This window comes from Streptomyces sp. YIM 130001 (genome assembly GCF_003574445.1).
Lineage (GTDB): Bacteria > Actinomycetota > Actinomycetes > Streptomycetales > Streptomycetaceae > Streptomyces.
The window spans coordinates 62,891-78,930 of sequence record NZ_KZ984559.1; the positions used below are offsets into that span (position 1 = coordinate 62,891).

Genomic DNA, 16,040 nt, shown 5'->3' on the forward strand with positions numbered 1-16,040 from the left:
GGCGGAAGAGGCGGTGCCCGGGTGAGTGACCTTCACGAGCTGTCCGCGGCACGGCAACTCGGCGCCCTGCGCACCGGCGAGGTCAGTTCCCGCGAACTGACCGAGCACTATCTGGCGCGTATCGACCGGCTCGACGCCGGGCTCGGCGCGTTCGTGACCGTGACACCCGATCTCGCGCGCGAGGACGCCGCCCGCGCGGACGAGCTGCTGGCCCGCGGCGAAGGCGGCCCCTTGTGCGGGCTCCCGCTCGGCATCAAGGATCTCTTCGCGACGGCCGGTACGCGGACGACGTTCGGCTCCGCCGCGCTCGCCGACTTCGTACCGACGCAGGACAGTTGGACCGTGGGACTGCTCCGGAAGGCCGGTTCCGTCTTCGTCGGCAAGACCAACTCCCCCGAGTTCGGGGCGACGTGCTACACCGAGAACGAGGTCACCGCGCGCCCGGCGGTGACGCCCTACGCACCGGGCCGCTACGCCAGCGGATCCAGTGGCGGGGCGGCCGCGGCCGTCGCCGCCGGACTGCTGCCCGCCGCGCACGGCAGCGACGGAGCAGGCTCGATCCGCACGCCCGCGTCGACCTGCCACCTCGTCGGGGTGAAGCCGAGCCGGGGCCGGGTGAGCCCGGCGCCGGGATCCTCGTTCTTCTCCACGACCACCGAGGGACCGATCGCCCGTACGGTCGAGGACGCCGCACTGCTCCTCGACGTGATGGCGCAGCCCTGGCCCGGCGACCTGTACGCCGCACCGGCCGAGGAGAGCTTCGCCGCCGCCGTGACGCGAGAGCCGGACCGTGCGCTGCGGATCGCGATGTGGACCGATACGGGGATCGGTTCCGCACCTGCCCACCCGGAGGCCGTCGCGGCGGCACAGCGCTCGGCGGCCCTGCTGCGCGAGCTCGGCCACGAGGTCCACGAGATCGCCGTCCCGGTGCCGTGCGGTGAGCAGGTGCAGCAGGCCGTCACGGCCTGGTTCGGCTTCTTGGTCCAGGCGGCGGCCGGCACGCTCGTACCGGCCGAACGGCAGGCGCTGCTCACGCCGTACACGCGCTATCTGCACTCCCTGGGCGAGCAGTTGACCGGCATCGACGTGGTGCGCACCCAGGCGGTGCTCGCCGGGTACGCGAGTGCGTTCCTCGCGGCGCTCGACGCCTTCGATGTCGCGCTGACACCGACCATCAACGGACCACCGGTTCCGATCGGCCACTATCTCACCGGGGGTGTCGAGGGTGTGCCCGGTCTGATGCTGGACTGGTCCTGCTACACGCCCTGGGTCAACCTCACCGGACAGCCCGCCGTCGCCGTACCGTCCCATCTCGACGAGGCCGGACTGCCGTACGGAGTACAGCTCGTGGGACGGCCGCGCGGTGACGCCGAGGTACTGACGCTCGCCGCGCAGCTCGAACGCGCGGCCCGGTGGGACCTGGACCGCCGCACCCTCACGCCCCAGTGAAAGGCCCACCTCGATGTCACGTGCCCGCACCTCACCGCCCGCACCGCCCGCCGGTCCAGGCTGGGGTTTGACGGAACGCCTCGTCGGCCTGCCCGACGGACGCGCGCTGCGTACCGTCGTCGCCGGCGAGGGCCCAGGGCCGCTGGTGGTGTTCGAGGCCGGCATGAGCGCACCGGCCGCCTGCTGGGTCCACACCCAACGCGAGATCAGTGAGCACGGCCGCACGTTGTCCTACGACCGTGCGGGCTACGGAGGCAGCGACGTCGATCCGGCCGGGCGCACCCTGGAACGCATCGTCGACGATCTGACCGCGCTGCTCGACGCGGTGGACGAGACCGCCCCCGGTGGTGCTCGTCGGTCACAGCTGGGGCGGGCCGATCATCCGGCTCTTCGCCGAACGCCACCCCGAGCGGGTGGCCGGGCTCGTGTTCGTCGACGCGTCGGTCGCGGAGACGATGCCGGCCAAGAACGCCTGGATGGTCGCCGGTTCGTTCCGGATCATGGCGCTCCTGGCACGGCTCGGCGGCGCCAGGATGCTCGAGCGACAGGCTCTGCCGCACGGCGCCTCGTCCGAGATCGACAGCACCGACATGGCGATCATGATGCGCGACTACGCGTGCGTCCGGGCGATGCGCGCGGGCACCCGCGAGGCCGAACACCTCGTCTCCTCAAGGCCGTTGGTGCGACGACTGCAGGAGGCCGGAACACCCGACGTGCCCACCGTCAGCCTGCAGGGCGGCCGCGTGGACCGCGGGATGGCCAAGGCACGGCCGTTGCTCAACGCGACGGCGGAGCGGCTGATGAAGGCCGCGCCGAACGGCCGCGCCGTCGTCGTCCCGGAGGCCGGCCACCTCGTCCCGCAGGAGTGCCCCGGGGTCGTTCGTGATGCCGTACTCGAAGTGGTCCTGGCGGCCCGCACGCCCGAGTGACGTCCCGTACGCCCGAGTGACGTCCCGGGTAGCGCACCTGAGCACCGGACCCCCGGCGGCCGCCCCGAGATCCGACCGCGGGCACTCCTCACCGCCGCTCTCACCCACATCCACCCGCGGAGACGTTTCCATGTACCTGACGCAAGCGTTGCACCGGCTCCTCCAGCGAAACCCGGACGTGCCCCTGACCGTCTGCGGCGACCGGGTGCGCACCGTGCGCGAGTCGGTCGAGCGGACCGCCCGGCTCGCCGGCGCACTGCGTGATCTCGGCATACGCCCCGGGGACCGGGTCGGGATCCTCGCGTTCAACTCCGACCGCTACCACGAGTATCTGATGGCCTGTTGGTGGATCGGCGCGGCGGTGAACCCGATCAACATCCGCTGGGCGCCGCCGGAGATCCGCTACTGCCTGGAACAGTCCGGCACTCGCTGCCTGTTCGTCGACGACGCCTTCCTGCCTGTGGTCGACGGGTTGCGGGACGTCCTGGACACCGTGGTGCACTGCGGCGAACAGCCCGCGCCCGACGGCCTGTTGCCGTACGAGACGCTGCTCGCCTCGACGGATCCGGTGGAGGACGGGCGCTTCGGCGGCGACACACTGGCCGGCGTCTTCTACACCGGCGGGACCACCGGCTTCCCCAAGGGAGTGATGCTCAGCCACGCCAACATGATGGTCTCCGCCCTCGGCAGCCAGGCCTGTGAGCCGATCGCGGTGGCGGGCGGCCGGATGCTGCACGCCGCACCCCTGTTCCACAGCGCGGCCCTGGTCGCCTGGAACATCCAGACGCTCGTCGGAGGCACTCATGTGTTCACTCCGTCGTTCGAGCCCGTAGCCGTGCTGAAGGCCGTCCAGGACCACGCGGTCTCCACCTCGATGCTGCCGCCGGTCATGATCCAGCTGCTGGTGGACCATCCGGACCGCGGCGCCTACGACCTGTCGAGCTTCCGCTCGTTCCTCTACGGCGCGTCCCCGATGCCGGAGGCACTGCTCAGGCGGGCCATGGCAGCCTTCCCCTCGGCGCGCTTCCTCCAGGCGTACGGCATGACCGAAGTGGCGCCCGTGGCCACACTCCTCACCGGCGCGGACCACATCGAAGGCACCCGGCTGCGTTCCGGTGGCCGGGCCGCGCCGCACAGCGAGATCAGGATCGTCGGCGCGGACGGTGCGGAGCTCCCCGCCGGCCAGGTCGGCGAGATCGCCGTCCGCGGTGGACATGTGATGAGCGGCTACTGGAACAAGCCGGACGAGACCGCCGAGGTGCTCCGCGACGGCTGGCTGCACACCGGTGACGGCGGATATCTGGACGCCGACGGCTACCTGTACATCGTCGACCGGATCAAGGACATGATCGTGACCGGCGGCGAGAACGTCTACTCGACCGAGGTCGAGAACGCCCTGGCCCAGCATCCCGCCGTGGCCTCCTGCGCCGTGATCGGCGTACCCGACGACATCTACGGGGAGCGGGTGCATGCCGTCGTCGTCCTGAAGCCCGGCGCGGACACCTCGGGCGGGGAGCTCAGGGACCACTGCAAGACGCTGATCGCCGGCTACAAGGCCCCGCGCACCACGGAGTTCGTCGCTCGACTCCCGCTCTCGCCCGCGGGCAAGATCCTCAAGCGTGAACTGCGCAAGCCGCACTGGAAGGGCAGGGAACGCTCCGTCGGCTGACCTGCGAGGTGACGCCCCGAGGCGGCACGGCACGGGGTAGCACGGCACGGGGTGGCACCTCCTGGCGCCATCTGTGGCGCCATCTTGGCCCACCTCAATATCGCCACATCAATGCAGCTCAGAGGCCTGAGATACGGGAGCACCTCGAGTGTGACGTCATTTTGGCTTGCCCGTGGCGCCACAATGGTGCCACTATTGCGCCATGGACCTCACGCCCTACGTCGACACCCTCCGCCGTGAACTCGCGGTGGCCGCCGAAGCCGGCGGAGAGGACGCCCGCGAGCTGGCCGAGCGGCTCACTGCGCCATTGGACTCCGCGGCCCGCCTGACGATGCTCAACGTCCTGTCCGCCGCGATGGCCGAGATCACCCGCGATCTCGCCCCCGGCTCCGTCGATGTACGGCTGCGGGGACTCGACCCCGACTTCGTGGTGACACCGCCCCCCACCGACACGGCGGACCGTGCGCAGACGGCTGCCGAACCCTTCACACCGGCCGCACCCGCCGACGGTGACGAGGGCGGCACCGCGCGCGTCAACCTCCGGCTGCCCGCCCACCTCAAGGCGCGCGCGGAGGACGCCGCGAGCCGCGAGGGGTTGTCGGTGAACGCCTGGCTGGTCCGGGCCGTATCGGCCGCGGTCGACGGCGGCGGCGGCGGCCGGCCACGGGCGCCCGAGAAGGCACACCACATCGGACAGAGCTTCACCGGCTGGGCGCGCTAGCCGCACCCGGCTCCGCGCACCACACACCCTTTACGTCCCACCAGCGGGGACGCCCGACGAGCCATGAGGACGGTACAGCCATGCCTGCTTTCGACAGCCCCGAACCGATCTCGGTGACCGCCCACGTGGACGCCGGATCGGTCCGCTTCTGCGCCGACGACCGCGACGACACCCATGTGGACGTGAGCCCGCGCGACCCCAAGAGGAACCAGGACGTGCGGGCCGCCGAGCAGACCCAAGTCACCTTCGCCAACGGTATGTTGACCGTCCGGATGCCTAGGCCGAGCCTGTTCGGCCGCAACGGCACCATCGACGTCACCGTCGAACTGCCCAGCGGCTCACAGGTCCACATGACCGGCGCCTGGGCCCAGGTCCTCGGCGAGGGCCGGCTCGGCGAGGTGCGCGTGAAGACCTCCGCGGGCGATGTGCGCCTCGACGCCACCGGACCCCTGCACATCGAGGCCGCACACGGCTCCATCTCCGTCGACCGGGTCGACGGCAAGGCCGAGATCTCCACCAGTTCGGGAAGCATCCGCGTCGGACACGTCGACGGACCCGCCGTCCTGAAGAACTCCCACGGCACCACGACCCTCGGCGTGGCGACCGGCGACCTGCGGGTGAACGGCTCCAACGGCGACATCGACATCACGCGCGCCGAGTCCTCGCTCGCCGCCACCACCGCCCACGGCACCCTGCGCGTCGCCGAAGTGGCCCGCGGCGCAGTCCAGTTGGAGACCGCGCACGGCGCCATCGAGGTCGGCATCCGCGAGGGTTCCGCCGCCTGGCTCGACGTCAGTTCGGGGCAGGGCCAAGTGCGTAACACCCTCGCCCCCGCCGAGGCTCCGGAGAAGCCGGCGGACACGGTCGAGGTCCGCGCCCGCACCCGCTTCGGCAACATCGACGTCCGCCGCGCCCGCGCCTGAGCCCGGACGCCCCGACCCACCTGTCGACACGGCCGCTTCAGGCGCACCGACCCAGCACCTAGCGGCGCGCCCCCTCCAGCTCCCGTGCCCCGATCCGCCAACTCGCCGATCCACTCGGCCGTTTCGGCCCCTCCGGCACCTCACCTCCCGCCGCGACGACACGTACGCCCGAGCGCGTCCGGTCACCGATCGGCTGTCGGCGCGGCCCCTTCACGTCGCCCACCGCGCGGCGCACTCCCACCCCTCAGCCTTCGAAACGGAGGACCCCATGCCTTCATCTGTCATGCCCACAACCAGTCCACACCGCGCCACTCGGCAACCCGCCGCCATCTCCGCGGTGGGCCTGCGCAAGGCGTACGGCGCCAAGGTCGTACTCGACGGCATCGATCTGCAGATCCCGGCCGGCTCCGTCTTCGCCCTGCTCGGACCGAACGGCGCCGGCAAGACCACCGCCGTGAAGATCCTCTCCACTCTCATCACCACCGACAGCGGCCAGGCACAGGTCGCGGGCCACGACCTCACCGCCGACCCGCAGGCCGTCCGCACCGCGATCGGCGTCACCGGCCAGTTCTCCGCGGTCGACGGCCTGATCACCGGCGAGGAGAACATGCTCCTGATGGCCGACCTGCACCACCTCCCCAAGACCGAGGGACGACGGGTCACAGCCGAACTGCTCGAGCGCTTCGACCTCGTGGACGCCGCGAAGAAACCCGCCTCCACCTACTCCGGCGGCATGAAACGACGCCTCGACATCGCCATGACCCTGGTCGGCGACCCCCGCATCATCTTCCTCGACGAACCCACCACCGGCCTCGACCCCCGCTCCCGCCACAGCATGTGGCAGATCATCCGCGACCTCGTCACCGACGGCGTCACCGTCTTCCTCACCACCCAGTACCTCGAGGAAGCAGACGAACTCGCCGACCGCATCGCAGTGTTGAACCACGGCCGCATCGCAGCCGAGGGCACCGCCGAGGAACTCAAGCGACTCGTCCCCGGCGGACACGTACGTCTCGGCTTCACCGACCCGGCGACGTACCGGCATGCCGCCTCCGCACTCCAGAAGGCGGGAATCCCGCACACGCTCGGCTCGGGCCGTGCGGGCGCCGGACCGGCCGACGAATCGCTCACCCTCCAGATCCCCAGCGACGGCAGCCAGCGCGCACTGCGCTCGATCCTCGATCTGCTGGACTCCACCCGGATCGAGGCAGACGAACTCACCGTGCACACCCCGGACCTGGACGACGTGTTCTTCGCTCTGACCGGCAGCAACGTGCCGGCGCCCACCCCGCCTGCCCACGCCTCCCGATCCGAGGAGACCGCCCGATGAGCACCCTCACCCTCGCCGCCCGCGACGCGCACACGATGCTGCGCCGCAACCTGCTGCACGCCCGGCGCTACCCCTCCCTCACCCTGAACCTCCTGCTCACCCCGGTCGTCCTCCTGCTGCTCTTCGTCTACGTCTTCGGTGACGTGATGAGCGCGGGCATGGGCGGCGGCGCCGACCGCTCGGCGTACATCGCCTACGTCGTACCCGGGATCCTGATGATGACGATCGGCGGCACCGTCGTCGGCACCGCGGTCTCCGTCTCCAACGACATGACCGAGGGCATCGTCGCCCGCTTCCGCACGATGGCCATCCACCGCGGATCCGTACTGATCGGACACGTCATCGGCAGCGTGCTGCAGGCGGTGACGAGCGTGGTCGTGGTGGGTGCCGTCGCCGTGGCCATCGGTTTCCGTTCCACGGACGCGACGGCCGTCGAATGGCTCGCAGCCCTCGGCCTCACCGCGCTCATCGCCCTCGCACTCACCTGGATCGCGGTAGGAATGGGCATGATCAGCCCGAACGCCGAGGCCGCCAGCAACAACGCGCTGCCGCTGATCGTCCTGCCGCTCATCTCGAGCGCCTTCGTGCCGGTCGACGCGATGCCGGGCTGGTTCCGCCCGATCGCCGAGTACCAGCCGTTCACCCCCGCCATCGAGACCCTGCGAGGCCTCCTCCTCGGCACCGAGATCGGCCACAACGGCTGGCTCGCCCTCGCCTGGTGCCTCGCCCTGGTGACCCTCGGCTACGTCTGGTCGAAGGCACTCTTCGACCGCGACCCGAACTGACCCGCGTACGACACCCGCCGGGCCGGCGGACTCGTGCGGCACTCAGGCCCCACGCACAGCGGCCAGCACCTCCGGCCACGCGACCGCACCGAGTGCGGCATCCGCCTCCGCCGTCCCACCGTGATCGAAGCGGGACGACGGAGGCGGGGGCACCTCTCCGGGAAAGACGATCCGGTGACCGGCGTCGGGGCTGGTGAGGAGTCGCACCCCGCGGCCGGCCGCTTCCCTCCGGTCCGCCAGTTCGCGCGCGAAGCGCACGGACGGCCACATGCGGTCCGCACCGCCCGCGATGACCACGAGATCCACGTCGGCACGCTCCACGGGGATGGCCGCGGCCGTCACCCCGTCCGGATCGGCCGCGAGGCTGCGCTCGTACCAGCCGACCAGGGCATGCGGCGAACCCGCGGGCTCCACGGGAACCCAGGAGGCGTCGTAGCCGACGAACGGCACCGCCCGGCCCCGCCAGGTCCAGCTGGACCTGAACGGACGGTCGCGGCCGTCGAGCCCGGGGCCCACACCGGCCCAGGCGACCGACGTCGGGGAGACGGCGATCACGGCATCGGCACAGGTGGAGAGCGCGGACACCAGCAGCGCCGCCTCCGCCCCCTTGGACACACCGAGCATGCTGACCCGCCGCGCGCCGCGCTCGCGCAACAGCCCGGCAGCGGCGACGAAGGTCTCCAGCGGGACCTCGCAGATGCCGGGCGCCATGCCCCGGCCGCCGAACCAGCGGACCGACGCCGCCATCACCCCGGCGCGGGCGAAGGCACGGCATCGTTCACGTTCGATCCGACCGCTCGAGCCGGACAGTACGAGGACACCCGCCCCGCCGTGGTCCGAGACGGGCTCGGCGATGAAGCCCTCCCACGGATCGGGGGCCGCGTGCTCGGCGATCGTGACAGCCATGGTGTCAATCTACGGAGACGCTGATTGGGCGGAGTGCGGTGGGGGACTCGGGAGCCATGGTGCAGATCGGGTACACGATGATGACCGAGCAGGCCGGGCCGCGGGAGTTGGTGCGGCATGTCGTGGGGGCGGAGGCGGTCGGGTTCGACTTCTCCGTGACCAGCGACCACTACTTCCCCTGGCTGCGCTCCCAAGGACATTCCCCGTACGCGTGGAGTGTGCTCGGGGCCGCAGCCCAGGCCACCTCGCGGATTCCGCTGATGACGTACGTCACCTGCCCCACCGTCCGCTACCACCCGGCGGTCGTCGCGCAGAAGGCGGCGACGCTGCAACTGCTGTCCGAGGGAAGGTTCCGCCTCGGGCTCGGGTCCGGAGAGAACCTCAACGAGCATGTGGTCGGCCGTGGTTGGCCCTCCGTGGCCGTACGGCTCGAGATGTTCGAGGAGGCGGTGACGATCATCCGGGAGCTCTTCGGCGGCGGGGACGTCACCCGGCACGGCAGGCACTACGACGTGGACGCGGCACGCCTGTGGGACCTGCCCGACCCGCTGCCGCCGGTCGGGATCGCCGTGTCGGGGCCGCGGTCCTGCGCCCTGGCGGGCAAGCTCGGCGACCTCGTGATCAGTACCGAGCCCAAGGCGGAACTGCTGACCGCCTTCGACCGGCACGGCGGCGCTGGAAAGCCGCGGGTGGGCCAGCTGCCAGTGTGCTTCGACACGGACCGCCGGGCCGCGGTGGAGCGTGCGCACGATCAGTTCCGGTGGTTCGCCGGCGGCTGGAAGGTGAACTCCGAACTGCCCGGTCCTGACTCCTTCGCCGGGGCCACCCAGTTCGTCACCCCCGAGGACGTCGCGGAATCCATCCCGTGCGGCGACGACCCGGACACCTTCGTGGAAGCCGTGCGCGCCTTCACGGACGCCGGTTTCACCGAGGTCGCGCTCGTGCAGATCGGCGGCGACACACAGGAGGCGTTCCTGGAGTGGTCGGCCCGCACGCTGCTGCCGGCTCTGCGTTCCGGCCTCGGATGACCGCGGGACAGCAGGCCGGCCGGGACACGGCCGGGCCCGCACACGGCCCGGGCGCGCTCGTCGTCATCGACATGATCAACACGTACGACCACGACGACGCGGAGCAGCTCGTGCCGTCCGCGCGGCCTGTCGTGCCGGTGGTCGCGGGGCTGATCCGCCGTGCGCGCGCGGCCGGAGCACCGGTGATCTACGTGAACGACAACTTCGGTCAATGGCGCTCGCACCACGGCGAGATCGTGGACAGCGCACTAGCGGGGCCGCACGCGGGCCTGGTGGAGCCGATCCTGCCGGACGACACCTCGCTGTTCGTGATCAAGGCGCGTCATTCGATCTTCTACGAGACCCCGCTGTCGTATCTGCTGTGGCAGCTGGGCGTACGGCATGTGGTCCTGTGCGGACAGGTCACCGAGCAGTGCGTGCTCTACTCCGCGCTCGATGCCCACATCCGGCACCTGCAGGTGTCCGTCCCGCGCGACGGCGTGGCACACATCCACCCCCGACTCGCGGACGCGGCCCTGGAGATGATGCGCCGCAACATGAACGCCGAGGTCGTGGACGCCGACCAGGTCTCATTCGGTGCGGGCGCGCGTCCGCCGTCGCCGGGGCCGTGACGTCAGGTGCGCGGGCCGTGGTGTGCACCGGCCGGGCGCCCTCGCCGTGCGGGGTCGCCCGATCCGAGATGGGATGGATGGTCGTAGCACGTAGCGCGGCCCACCGTGCAGACCGCGCCACAACCGCGGAGCGCACCCACCCGAAGGGGGCAAGGCCATGGCCCGCAAACCGGACGATCACCGATCCGAGTGGGAACCCCGACGGCCCCCGCGACCGGCATCCGCAGCACCGGACGAGTCACCTCGACGTCGCCGACCGTCCTTCCTGCGCAGTCGATGGTTCCACGTCTGGCTGCTCATGCTGCTGCTCTCCCTCGCGTTCGCCCTGGTGGCGAAGGGGACCGGGAACGTCGCGGTGGTCCCCGCGTCGTTCTTCTACGGGGCGGCGGCAGGGCCGGTCGCCCTTCTCGTCGCCACCCACCACCGCACCGGCATCGCCACCAGCGCCCCCGCCTTGACCCTGATGGGCGCAGGCCTGTTCGGCGGCGGCGTCGCCCTGCTGCTCGGCGGGTTCTACGACGCCCTGCTGATCGGTGTCGACGACAGCGTGGAGATCCTGCGGGTCGGCTTCATCGAGGAACCGGCGAAGCTCGTCCCCGTGCTCGTGATGGCCCTGACGGGCAAGGTGATCAGCAAGCGCGCCGGGGTCATGGCCGGCCTGATGGTGGCCACCGGCTTCGCCGTACTGGAATCCGTGTCGTACGCGTTCTCCAACATGCACCACGACAACGTCTTCGCCGCCGACGGCATCCTGCTGATGCGCGGTCTGACGACACCGTTCAGTCACCTGGTGTGGACCGGAGCGATCTGCGCGGCCGCGTTCGCGGTGTGGGAGCGCCGGGGCAAGGTGGTCGTGACGCCCGGGATCCTCGGCGTCTTCGTCCTCGTCTGCATCCTGCACTCGGCCAACGACGGCCTCCTGGTCATGCACGACGTCCCCGGGGTCGCACACCTGCTGTACCTGCTGGTGTCGGTGGTCAGTTACGTGCTCTACCGACGGCTCACCCGCGACCTGACACTCCCCGTCCTGCCGGCCGCGCCGCAGACGCGCACGCCGGCCTGACCGGACGGCCCGCGCCTCTCACACTCCGGCGATCCCGTTCCACCGCTCGGACAGTTCGGGACGTTCCTCGTCGGTGATGTCGCGGGCGATGGCGAGGCGGGCACGCATGGCGTCGTCGGGGAAGATCAGCGGGTCCTCCGCGAGGGCTGCGGTCTCCTCGTCCTTGCTGGAGGCGAGGACGTCGCGTGCGGCGGGTACCGGGCAGACGTAGTTGACCCAGGCGGCGAGGCCGGCTGCGACCTCGGGGTCGTAGTAGTGGTCCACGAGGCGCTCGGCGTTGCGCTTGTGGCTGGCGAGGTTGGGGATCATCAGGGATTCCGACCAGAGTTCGGCGCCCTCTTCGGGGACGAGGAACTCGATCTCGGGCTTGTCCGCCTGGAGTTGGATGACGTCGCCGCTGTAGGCCTGGCAGGCCAGTACGTCGCCGGTCTCCAGGTCCTTGATGTAGTCGTTGCCGGTGAAGCGGCGGATGTGCCGGGCGGCGACCAGCTTCTCCACGCGGTCGCAGATCCGGTGGAAGTCGTCGGTGTTCCAGCGGGTGATGTCCGCCCCTTCGCCCTGCATCAGGAGCGCGAAGGCTTCGTCGAGCCCGGAGAGCAGGGTGACCCGGCCGCGCAGGTCGTCGGCCCACAGGTCCGACACGCTGTGCAGTTCGCGGCCGATCTTCGCCTTGTTGTACGCGATGCCGGTGATCCCGGACTGCCAGGGCACGGTGGAGCGGCGTCCGCGGTCGAAGTGGGGTGAACGCAGCAGCGGGTCGAGGTACTTGGCGACGTTCGGCTGCCGGGACCGGTCCATCTCCTGGACCCACCCGAGGCGGACGAAGCGTGCGCACATCCAGTCGCTGACGACGATGAGGTCACGGCCGGTCGCCTGGCCGTTCATCAGGGCCGGGCTGATCTTCCCGAAGAACTCGTCGTTGTCGTTGATCTCCTCGGTGTACCGGACACCGATCCCGGTACGCCGGGTGAAGGCGTCCAGAGTCGGCCGGCGGGACGTGTCGTCGTCGTCCGTGTCGATGTACAACGGCCAGTTGGCGAAGGTGAGTTGCCGGTCGCGTGCGGAGAGGTCGGCGGCGGCCCGCTCGGATGCGGGGACGTACGCGGCGGGGACCCCGCATCCGGCGAGGGCGCCGAGCGCCGCTCCCCCGCCGAGTGCACGCAGCACGGATCGGCGGGACGGCGGGGACGGGCTGCTCCCGTGGTGGGCTCGCATCACCGCAGCATGCCCGGCCGGGCAACGCCGGACAATGGACGGTGCGTCGAGCCGCCGCGGGTTGCGCGGACACGTTGTCCAGCGCGGCCGCCGGAGTCGGGAGCGGCCGGCGCCGGTCAGCCGAGCGGCTCGAAGGGGGTCGGAGTCCTGCCGGTCCAGCGGTGCAGGCGGACCTCGCCGTGCTGCTTCTCGACGCCGTCCTCCTCGACGGCCCGGCCCTCGGCCACGTAGTAGCGGCCGTCACCCAGCGCGTCGAACCCGAGACTGCCGTGGAACTCCCAGCCGCGGATGCCGGTCGCCTCGTCGCGCAGACCTGCCTCGCGGAGCTCGAGCAGCTTGCCGGTCTCCGGCTCGGGCTGTCCGGTGATCTCGCCGCGCACCGGCCTCTCGGTCCCGTCGACGGTGAAGAACGAGTAGTTGGGGAAACCCTCCTTCTCGCCCTGGTAGACGGCCATGATCCAGTTCTCGGTGTACGGGTCGTACTGGAGGTTCTGCACGCCGTACGTGGTGTTGCCGGTGCGGACGAAGTACTTGCCGTCGTGGCGCTTCGGGCCGCTGTGATGCGGGGTGGACTGCGAGAGCGGCCGCTCGTACTTGCGCCAGTCGGCGGTGTCGTACGCCAGGATCACCTGGTGGTCGTTGTCGGTGCGGCCGGTGTGGGAGTAGACGCCGTAGGCGACCTTGAGCTGCTGCTCGCCGCCTCGCCTGCCGAACTCGGGGCCGAAGGAGACGCCGTCGATTCCGCTGCAGCCGTAGCGGTGGTCCGCGGTGTCCGCGACATCGCCGTCGAAGACCCCGTCGCCGTCCATGTCGGCGGTGAAGTCCTCGGCGACCTCGTTCAGATGGACCGCGGTCATCACACCGTCGGTCTCGGCGTTCATACCGACCCGGTCGATACGGTCGACGTCGAAGACGGCGATGTAGAACGATTCCTCGGCCTTGTACTCGAGCGAGCCGTAGACCCGGCCGTCGCGGTCGTTCCGGTCGATGTCGCCGAGGTGTCCGGTGAGTCCCTCGACCGTGCCGACGACTTTGCCGTCGAGATCCGTCTTGACCAGCATCTGCGTGAACGACCAGTACACGAAGCCGCGTTCCCTGTCGACGGTCACCCCCTGGACGTGGCTGGTGGGCCAGGCTCCGCCGTCGATACGAGCCGGGAGTTCGGGTCTCCCGCCCGCGCCGGCCGAGGCCGCGGCGGTGTCGGATGCCCCGGAATCGCCCGCGCCGGACGCGAGGCCGGGTGCGGAGGCGGCGGCGAGGAGTGCCAGGAGCGCGGTCCCGGCGACGGCGGTGGAGCGCAGCGAACGAAGTGTGGCGTGCACGCGGTGTCCTTTCCACGGTGACGATGTCGCGCGCCAGTGAACGCGTACGCGACGTGGACGGGATGAGCGGCGGGCGAACCGGCGGTGCCCGGACTGCGCGGATTCCTTCACAGGACGGCCAGACGGCGGGGCAGTTCACCGGCCGGCGCCGGCCGGGTGCAGGCACACGACGACAACCGGGCACGGAAGGGCGGAATCGGCCACGGCGTCAAGCGACTGACGTCGGCCATCGCGCGCCGACCGTCCCGCACGGAGTCGATGCGCCGCGCGCCGAGGTCAGGGAGGATGAAGCGGTACAACGGACACCCGGTGCGCGACGGTGCGTGCCGATCTAAGGGAAGGCCAGTACGCCATGGCACAGGAAGTACGCGGCGTCGTCTCGCGCGCGGTGAACGAACCGGTCCGGATCGAGACCATCGTGATCCCCGATCCGGGCCCGGGCGAGGCAGTGGTCAAGGTCCAGGCCTGCGGCGTCTGTCATACGGATCTGCACTACCGCGAGGGCGGGATCAACGACGAGTTCCCCTTCCTCCTCGGACACGAGGCCGCGGGCGTGGTGGAGTCCGTCGGCGAGGGTGTGGACGAGGTCGCGCCCGGTGACTACGTGATCCTCAACTGGCGTGCTGTGTGCGGCCAGTGCCGTGCCTGCAAGCGGGGCAGGCCGTGGTACTGCTTCGCCACTCACAACGCCTCGCAGCCGATGACGCTGGCGGACGGCACCAAGCTCTCCCCCGCGCTCGGCATCGGCGCGTTCGCGGAGAAGACGCTGGTGGCCGCGGGCCAGTGCACCAAGGTCGACCCCGAGGCCTCGCCGGCCGCCGCCGGACTGCTCGGCTGCGGCGTGATGGCCGGCCTCGGCGCCGCGATCAACACCGGCCATGTGGGCCGTGGCGACTCCGTCGCGGTCATCGGCTGCGGCGGCGTGGGCAACGCGGCGATCGCCGGCGCCCGCCTGGCCGGAGCCGCGAAGATCATCGCGGTCGACCTGGACGCGAAGAAGCTCACCCAGGCCGAGTCGCTCGGCGCCACCCACACGGTCGACGGCAGCAAGGCCGACGTGGTCGAGAGCATTCAGGCCCTCACCGACGGCTTCGGCGCCGATGTGGTGATCGACGCGGTCGGCCGCCCGGAGACGTACCGACAGGCCTTCTACGCCCGGGACTTGGCGGGCACGGTGGTCCTCGTCGGCGTGCCCACTCCGGAGATGAAGCTCGAACTTCCGCTCCTGGACGTGTTCGGCCGCGGCGGCTCGCTCAAGTCGTCCTGGTACGGCGACTGTCTGCCGTCGCGGGACTTCCCGATGCTCATCGACCTGTACCAGCAGGGACGGCTCGACCTGGACGCCTTCGTCTCGGAGACCATCGCCCTCGACGACGTCGAGGAGGCCTTCGCCCGTATGCAGCGCGGCGAGGTGCTGCGTTCGGTGGTGGTCCTGTGAGCACCGCACCGAACGCGGGCGGAGCCCGTGTCGACCATCTCGTCACCTCCGGCACCTTCTCGCTCGACGGCGGCACCTGGGAGGTGGACAACAACGTCTGGCTCGTCGGTGACGACCACGAGGTCTACGTGATCGACGCGGCGCACGACGCGGACGCGATCCTGCAGGCGGTGGGCGGACGCCGGCTGCTCGGCATCATCTCCACCCACGGGCACGACGACCACATCGACGCGGCACCCGACGTCGCCGAGCGCGCCGGTGCACCGGTCCTGCTGCACCCGGCGGACGACGACCTCTGGAAGCAGCGCCACCCGTCACTGCGGCCCGACGCGGCACTGACCGACGGCGAGTCGCTGCAGGTCGGGGGCGTCGAACTGCAGGTTCTGCACACCCCGGGCCACAGCCCGGGCGCGGTCTGCCTGTACGCGCCGGGGCTCGGCACGCTCTTCTCCGGCGACACCTTGTTCCAGGGCGGGCCGGGGGCGACGGGACGGTCCTTCTCCTCGTTCCCGACGATCATCGAGTCGATCCGGGAGCGGCTGCTGACTCTGCCGCCGGAGACCGTCGTCCGTACGGGCCACGGCGACTCGACGACGATCGGTGACGAGGCTCCGCACCTCGACGAGTGGATCGCACGCGGTCACTGAAGCG

At 70.8% G+C, this 16,040-nt stretch carries 15 protein-coding genes; 12 read left to right on the top strand and 3 right to left on the bottom strand.

All coding sequences use genetic code 11. The features are described from left to right. The first annotated feature begins 21 nt into the window (after positions 1-21). The 7 genes from DSC45_RS21435 to DSC45_RS21465 all read left to right on the top strand — a co-directional run bounded on the left by DSC45_RS21435 (position 22) and on the right by DSC45_RS21465 (position 7,806). Positions 22-1,449: an amidase gene (locus tag DSC45_RS21435; protein ID WP_119293408.1), complete on the top strand. Its 1,428-nt coding sequence runs from the start codon at positions 22-24 to the stop codon at positions 1,447-1,449. 344 nt (positions 1,450-1,793) lie between these two features. Further along, positions 1,794-2,378, top strand: a complete 585-nt coding sequence (locus DSC45_RS21440) for an alpha/beta fold hydrolase (RefSeq protein WP_119293410.1) — start codon at positions 1,794-1,796, stop codon at positions 2,376-2,378. A 130-nt stretch (positions 2,379-2,508) separates the two neighbouring features. Then, positions 2,509-4,047 (top strand): acyl-CoA synthetase, encoded by a 1,539-nt coding sequence (locus DSC45_RS21445; protein WP_119293412.1) that lies wholly within the window; start codon positions 2,509-2,511, stop codon positions 4,045-4,047. A gap of 202 nt (positions 4,048-4,249) precedes the next feature. Continuing rightward, complete coding sequence (locus DSC45_RS21450; RefSeq protein WP_119293414.1) at positions 4,250-4,768, top strand: hypothetical protein; 519 nt, start codon at positions 4,250-4,252, stop codon at positions 4,766-4,768. A gap of 80 nt (positions 4,769-4,848) precedes the next feature. Further along, positions 4,849-5,691: a DUF4097 family beta strand repeat-containing protein gene (locus DSC45_RS21455; protein ID WP_119293416.1), complete on the top strand. Its 843-nt coding sequence runs from the start codon at positions 4,849-4,851 to the stop codon at positions 5,689-5,691. A gap of 283 nt (positions 5,692-5,974) precedes the next feature. Further along, on the top strand, positions 5,975-7,021 hold the full coding sequence (locus DSC45_RS21460; protein ID WP_119293418.1) for an ATP-binding cassette domain-containing protein: 1,047 nt from the start codon (positions 5,975-5,977) through the stop codon (positions 7,019-7,021). Further along, positions 7,018-7,806 carry an ABC transporter permease gene (locus DSC45_RS21465; protein WP_119293420.1) on the top strand — a complete coding sequence of 263 codons (789 nt, stop codon included), beginning with the start codon at positions 7,018-7,020 and terminating at the stop codon, positions 7,804-7,806. The genes DSC45_RS21460 and DSC45_RS21465 overlap by 4 nt, the downstream gene beginning before the upstream one ends. A 42-nt stretch (positions 7,807-7,848) precedes the next feature. Here DSC45_RS21465 and DSC45_RS21470 read toward each other — a convergent pair whose 3' ends face one another. Then, positions 7,849-8,712 (bottom strand): acyl-CoA thioester hydrolase/BAAT C-terminal domain-containing protein, encoded by an 864-nt coding sequence (locus DSC45_RS21470; RefSeq protein ID WP_119293422.1) that lies wholly within the window; start codon positions 8,710-8,712, stop codon positions 7,849-7,851. 56 nt (positions 8,713-8,768) lie between these two features. Here DSC45_RS21470 and DSC45_RS21475 point away from each other — a divergent pair, with 56 nt between their 5' ends. The 3 genes from DSC45_RS21475 (at position 8,769) to DSC45_RS21485 (ending at position 11,414) form a co-directional block, all read left to right on the top strand. Continuing rightward, entirely contained in the window at positions 8,769-9,740 is a 972-nt protein-coding gene (locus DSC45_RS21475) for an LLM class F420-dependent oxidoreductase (RefSeq protein WP_119293424.1), read from the top strand. Further along, positions 9,737-10,351 (top strand): cysteine hydrolase family protein, encoded by a 615-nt coding sequence (locus DSC45_RS21480; protein ID WP_119293713.1) that lies wholly within the window; start codon positions 9,737-9,739, stop codon positions 10,349-10,351. The genes DSC45_RS21475 and DSC45_RS21480 overlap by 4 nt, the downstream gene beginning before the upstream one ends. 157 nt (positions 10,352-10,508) lie before the next feature. Beyond that, positions 10,509-11,414, top strand: coding sequence for a PrsW family glutamic-type intramembrane protease (locus DSC45_RS21485; RefSeq protein WP_119293426.1), 906 nt, complete (start codon positions 10,509-10,511; stop codon positions 11,412-11,414). An 18-nt stretch (positions 11,415-11,432) separates the two neighbouring features. Here DSC45_RS21485 and DSC45_RS21490 read toward each other — a convergent pair whose 3' ends face one another. Together DSC45_RS21490 and DSC45_RS21495 are read right to left on the bottom strand one after the other, a co-directional pair. Beyond that, positions 11,433-12,629: an ABC transporter substrate-binding protein gene (locus tag DSC45_RS21490; RefSeq protein ID WP_119293428.1), complete on the bottom strand. Its 1,197-nt coding sequence runs from the start codon at positions 12,627-12,629 to the stop codon at positions 11,433-11,435. Between the two features lie 116 nt (positions 12,630-12,745). After that, positions 12,746-13,951 carry a hypothetical protein gene (locus tag DSC45_RS21495; RefSeq protein WP_119293430.1) on the bottom strand — a complete coding sequence of 402 codons (1,206 nt, stop codon included), beginning with the start codon at positions 13,949-13,951 and terminating at the stop codon, positions 12,746-12,748. Positions 13,952-14,303: 352 nt separating this feature from the next. Here DSC45_RS21495 and DSC45_RS21500 point away from each other — a divergent pair, with 352 nt between their 5' ends. Beyond that, complete coding sequence (locus DSC45_RS21500; protein WP_119293432.1) at positions 14,304-15,389, top strand: S-(hydroxymethyl)mycothiol dehydrogenase; 1,086 nt, start codon at positions 14,304-14,306, stop codon at positions 15,387-15,389. Next, complete coding sequence (locus tag DSC45_RS21505) at positions 15,386-16,036, top strand: MBL fold metallo-hydrolase (RefSeq protein ID WP_119293434.1); 651 nt, start codon at positions 15,386-15,388, stop codon at positions 16,034-16,036. The genes DSC45_RS21500 and DSC45_RS21505 overlap by 4 nt, the downstream gene beginning before the upstream one ends. Positions 16,037-16,040: the final 4 nt, after the last annotated feature.